Below are 1,696 nucleotides of genomic sequence, written 5' to 3'. Positions count from 1 at the left end.
ATGCTACAGAAAATCCTTATGATTTCAAACTGAATGATGAATATATTGCAATAAAGCTTTATACTGGGAATGCAGAAACTTTCATTGAATTTTTGAGAATTATAAAAGGTAATTCGGCTGCGGAACAAATGAAAAATGATATTATCCGATATTATAAACATTTTTTTGCAGTCGCTAAAAGCAACCCTGATATTATTGATGCCTTATATGAAACCATTCCTGATTTTGTCTTGGAAGTTCTTACCGATGAAATGCTTTGGAAGGATTTTGTTTCCCTTTCTGAAAAAGCTATTGATATATCAGGAACTAATGAAAATATTTCAATTATTAATCTGCTGAAAGGAGTAAAAAACGCGAATTTGTGGTATAATCAAGTCAATAAAAATCCTGAGACTGTCCGTCAAGTATTTGAAAAATTCAGCAATAAGCATATTGAAGTATTAATTACCTCTTTTTCAAGAATTGGTTTGAAAAACTGGACAAATAATGAACTCGAGCAGGCGTGGAAATTCGATATCGATTATGGGGAATATAAGCCTTCTCATAACGTTAATGATCCATTTATAAGATATACCGGCTTTGCTTATTATTTAGGAAAAGAGAAAAAATATAGAGTAGGTACTGCAATATTTGCACATGACCAATCTTCTTTTCCTATGTATTACGGTAGAAAAGAAATTGGAAATAAGATTGAATCCCCTTTTAGCCCTATGAAAGTTGTAGTTGCAGAGGGTAAAGAATTATATATTCCTTGTTTTGTTGCTGAATATTTTACCAATAAAAAAATAGACGAAGAGTTTTGGATAATCCTGAATAATATTGCTACAGGGCTATTACCAGAATTTGGAGCAGGAATTGCGAGAGGGGCTGCTATTTTATCAAGAATTTTAAGCAGTAGGAAAATAAAAACAGTAGAAGAACTTATAAAATTCTTAGGGAAAGTAGATCAAAATGTAATGGCGGAAGATTTGGAAAAAGTTGGGATACAGGCACTTTTCAGAGGAACAACAAGAAGTCTAAATGGAGAACTTTTTACAGGAAATATTAACTCAATAGAATATGGAGCTTCAACTTCTACAGACCCGATAAGGGCTGTCATCTTTGGTATAGAATCCTCATCTAAACCTGGAACAAAAGGTGTTTTGCAAGTGTATGTCCCAAAAGATTTAAAAGGTTTAAATTTACAAGCTACTAACTATCGAGTTAGTAAAGAATTAGAAGTTATAGTTAATACTTCACCTGAAAAATTATCAAATTTTGCTGTAAAGGAAATTCCTATAGAGGACGCAAGGAAGTTAGTTAATGAGTTTTATGGGATTGATATTCCTAAAACAATTACAAGTAACTCTATTCCTAGCAGTAACATATTTTTAGAAGAGACAAAAAACTAACATCTAAAGAAGCACAAGAATTCTATAAAAAGATTATTGAATTTAAAAATAAATTATGGATTCACAATTAAAAGAATTTTACGATAGTTTGTTTGAAAACATATTTTTTGATAATAAAATTTATTTTTCGTCATTAGAAATGTTGTCTGATTATGATATTAAAAAGCACATTTTAGAACCAATTAATCGTAATAAGTGTATGTATTTATATAATGTTTACAATGATAATGATATAATTTTAGGCACAAAATACAATGTAATATTTGATAGAAATAATCCTAGAAATTATCAAAACATAGATTGTG

The 1,696-nt window shown here is 29.7% G+C and carries 2 protein-coding genes; both read left to right on the top strand.

From position 1 onward, the window contains the following. Positions 1–1,391: hypothetical protein (locus ACWPWS_RS24915; RefSeq protein WP_454048274.1), on the top strand; the 1,391-nt coding region annotated here is incomplete at its 5' end. A gap of 55 nt (positions 1,392–1,446) precedes the next feature. After that, positions 1,447–1,696, top strand: a 250-nt coding sequence (locus ACWPWS_RS24910) for a hypothetical protein (protein WP_454048273.1), incomplete at its 3' end; no start/stop codon positions are given.

The sequence above is a fragment of the Chryseobacterium sp. Marseille-Q8038 genome, from assembly GCF_965111995.1.
The sequence above is the reverse complement of the archived record's forward strand: the minus strand, read 5'-3'. Positions and strand labels throughout refer to the sequence as shown.